Annotated in this window: 3 protein-coding genes; 1 reads left to right on the top strand and 2 read right to left on the bottom strand. The window is 56.4% G+C overall.

Going from position 1 to position 3,214, the window contains the following annotated elements; genetic code table 11:
• Positions 1 to 854, bottom strand: a protein-coding gene (locus BFQ04_RS28510) for an IS5 family transposase (protein WP_139111911.1) whose coding sequence is annotated in 2 segments (ribosomal slippage) — positions 1 to 498 and positions 501 to 854 — 852 coding nt in all. Because the reading frame shifts where the segments join, the coding sequence is not laid out codon by codon here.
• Between the two features lie 116 nt (positions 855 to 970).
• On the opposite strand from BFQ04_RS28510, the gene choX reads away from it, so the two are divergent.
• Positions 971 to 1,933, top strand: a complete 963-nt coding sequence (gene choX / locus BFQ04_RS10660; RefSeq protein ID WP_065950783.1) for a choline ABC transporter substrate-binding protein — start codon at positions 971 to 973, stop codon at positions 1,931 to 1,933.
• Here the strand turns inward: choX and BFQ04_RS28505 are convergent.
• A protein-coding gene (locus BFQ04_RS28505; protein ID WP_371914492.1) for an IS3 family transposase occupies positions 1,925 to 3,144 on the bottom strand; the annotation gives its coding sequence in 2 pieces (ribosomal slippage) (positions 1,925 to 2,799 and positions 2,799 to 3,144; 1,221 coding nt in all). The two genes, choX and BFQ04_RS28505, sit on opposite strands and share 9 nt — an antisense overlap.
• Between the last annotated feature and the right edge of the window lie 70 nt (positions 3,145 to 3,214).

The following is a 3,214-nucleotide window of genomic DNA, read 5'->3' as shown; positions in this document are numbered from 1 at the left end:
CTAGGCTTTGTACGAAAAGTACTGTCGCAAACACCGCATGGAACAAGCCAGCGAGACCATAGCCGCATAACTTCTCGCCAGCTTGTCGAAGCGGGTCACGATGCGACGGTTCTCCTTCAACCAGCCAAACATGCGCTCAATGATGTTGCGCTGTCGGTACTTGGGACGATCAAAAAGCCTCGGCAAACCGGGCTTGGGCTTGCGTTTCATGTCGCGTAACGGGATCACCGAGCGCATCCGGTAACGGTCGCAGTATTTGCGTAAAGCCTCGGCGTCATACCCCTTGTCGGCCAATAACCATTGGCAGCGTTTGCGAGGACGCCCGCGCAGGCTGGGTACAGATGCGCCATCCAGCAGGGGCTGTGCATAGGTGATGTCGCTGGCATTACCGCCCGACAACAGAAAACGCAGCGGTATTCCGTTGGAATCGCACAGCATGTGAATCTTGGTCGTCAGGCCGCCCCGGCTGCGGCCGAGCGCGTGGTCTTGCGGTTCTTCAGGCCCCCCCTTTTCCCGGCACCTGAAGAGGCTCGGGTTGCTCGCACTGCGGTGGAGTCGATCATCCAAGTCTTCAGATCGATCATGCCCTTCTCGTTCAGTTTGAGATGAAGGCGCTTGAGCATCTGATCGAACGTGCCCTGGTTACGCCAGTCCCTGAACCGCTGATAGACCGTTGACCATGGGCCAAAACGCTCGGGCATGTCCCGCCAGGCCGCGCCAGAGCAGAGCACCCACAACACACCATTGAGCATCAGGCGGTCATCGGTTCTGGGCCGGCCAGTACGCCGGTACTCCGTGAAGATATCCGCGACCAGCTCCCACGCCGCATTGGGGATTTCGTACCGTTTTGCCATCGTAATCGAGGCTCCAGCCTTTGATGGCAGCGGACTTTACCGGATTACGTCAGCAAGGAGGTTTCAAAGGATTTCGTACAGAGCCTAGTTGACCAACTGGTACGCGGAGACGACTCATGCGCAAGGCCTTGTTGTATTTAGCTTTTTCTGGATTGGCTTTCACCTCTTTAAGCACGTTCGCGGCAGGCGATACCGAACAGTGTAAGTCTATTCGATTGGCCGATCTCGGCTGGGCGGACAATGCTGCCAACAATGGAGTAACGATGGCCGTGGCTGAGTCCTTAGGCTACGCCCCAAGCAAAACGCTGGTCGCAGTGCCTATTGCTCTCGGGTCGATCCAAGCAGGCAAGTTGGACGCGTTTCTCGACTATTGGTCGCCTTCTCTCGATCCCACCGTCATGCCATTCGTCAACGAAGGCAAACTGCTCAAGCAACAGCCCCCGAACATGACTGGCGCCAAGTACACCTTGGCGGTGCCTACTTATCTTGCGGATCAGGGCCTGCATTCTTTCCAAGATCTTGCAAGATTTAAAGATCAGTTGGGTGGGAAAATTTATGGCATTGAGCCTGGAAGCGGTGGTAACTCATCCCTGAAGAAGATGATCGAAAAGAATCTCTATGGTTTGGGTAGCTTCACCCTGGTCGAGTCCAGCGAAGCCGCAATGCGAATGGAGGTCTCGCGCGCCATAGCACGCAAAAGGCCAATCGTATTTCTTGGCTGGGCGCCTCATCCGATGAACCTAGAATTCAAAATGACTTACCTTTCAGGTGGAGACGAGGTATTTGGCCCCGATTATGGTGCAGCCACTGTCTACACCGTTACGGCGCCCGATTACGCCACGCGTTGCCCGAATGCTGCGAAGCTGATCAGCAATATGCGCTTCGACACCGACATGGAAAGCGAGATCATGGTAGGCGTCCTGAATAAAAAAGACCCCGTCATGCTGGCGAAAGAATGGATCAAGAAGAATCCCGCCTGGCTGGAGAAATGGCTCTGCGGCGTTACGACGTTTGATGGGAGAGATGCCATTAGTGGATTAGCCCCTACAAAACCGGACACCAACTCCCCGTTAAATTGATGCTGCCGCCAAGCGCCTGAACTCCCTCGGTGAGCGATATTTCAAGGCGCTGTGTGGATGCTGCTCGTTGTAATGCTCGAAGGCAATTGCCAGGTTACGCAGCGCCGTTTCTCTATCTGGTTTGGGCATATGCGCCACGTAGTCACGCTTGATAGTCTTTACGAAGCTCTCGGCCATGCCGTTGCTTTGCGGGCTACGCACCGGTGTCGTTACCGGTTGCAAACCGATCTGCCGGGCAAATGCGCGCGTCTGTTCAGCGGTGTATGCCGAACCGTTGTCGCTTAACCACTGCACTGGCGTAGTCGGCAGTTGGTCACCAAAACGCTTCTCTACGCTTTCCAGCATCAAGTCGCGGATATCATCGCCACTGTACCCGGTCGGGCTCGCGACCCAGCCGATGGCTTCACGGTCACAGCAGTCCAGGGCGAAGGTCACGCTCAGTTTGGCGCCATCCTCGCATCGGAACTCAAAGCCGTCCGAGCACCAACGCGTATCGCTGGTTTTCACGGCAATACGGCCTTCGTGCCGACGCGGCACGCCGGGCTGTTTGATCCGGCGCTCAAGCAGCAGGTTGTGATCACGCATGACCCGGTAAACCCGCTTTACATTGATCGCAGGGAGTCGTTGCTTTTCTCGTGCACGGCGCAGTAATCCCCAGACGCGACGGTAGCCATAGCTGGGCAGCTCGCTGACCTGTTGCTGAATTTCGACTACCAACTCAGCGTCATTCACAGGCCTGCTTCGCCGTACTCTGGGCGATAGCGATTGCTTGATCCGAACCGTTAATTGCGAGCGCGCCACACCGAGACATTTGCTGACCAGCTTCACTGGTCGTCCCCCGGCAACAAGGGTGAGTGCGCAATCCATTTTCGCGACCGGGCGATCTCTACGGCCTCTTTTAGAACTTCGGCTTCCATCGTCTTCTTGCCCAGCATCCGCTGCAATTCGCGGATCTGCTTGAGCGCATCGGTCAGTTCCGACGCCGGTACAACGGCTTCGCCAGCACTGACCGCCGACAAGCTTCCGTCCTGGTAAAGCTTGCGCCACAGGAACAGCTGGTTGGCGTTGATGCCGTTGCGTCGGGCCACTACGGACACGCTTTGTCCCGGTTCAAGGCTCTCGCGAACCATTGCCAGTTTCTGGTCGGTGCTCCAGCGACGCCGGCGCTCCTGGCCGAGCAATTCGCCACCCTTATTATTGCTGTTAGTCATAAACATACCCGTTTGCCTATCCCTTATCTTAAGGGGGGAACGGTGTCCTGTCTTTCATGGGGCTCGTTCA

The organism is Pseudomonas sp. 37 R 15, from assembly GCF_900004865.1.
In the GTDB taxonomy this organism is placed as follows: Bacteria; Pseudomonadota; Gammaproteobacteria; order Pseudomonadales; family Pseudomonadaceae; genus Aquipseudomonas; species Aquipseudomonas fluorescens_AM.
Note: the sequence above shows the minus strand (reverse complement) of the source record. Positions and strands in the feature narration are given on the sequence as shown.

Coding starts and splice junctions, on each gene's coding strand:
- choX (WP_065950783.1), top strand. CDS start 971: ATGCGCAAGGCCTTGTTGTATTTAGCTTTTTCTGGATTGGCTTTCACC.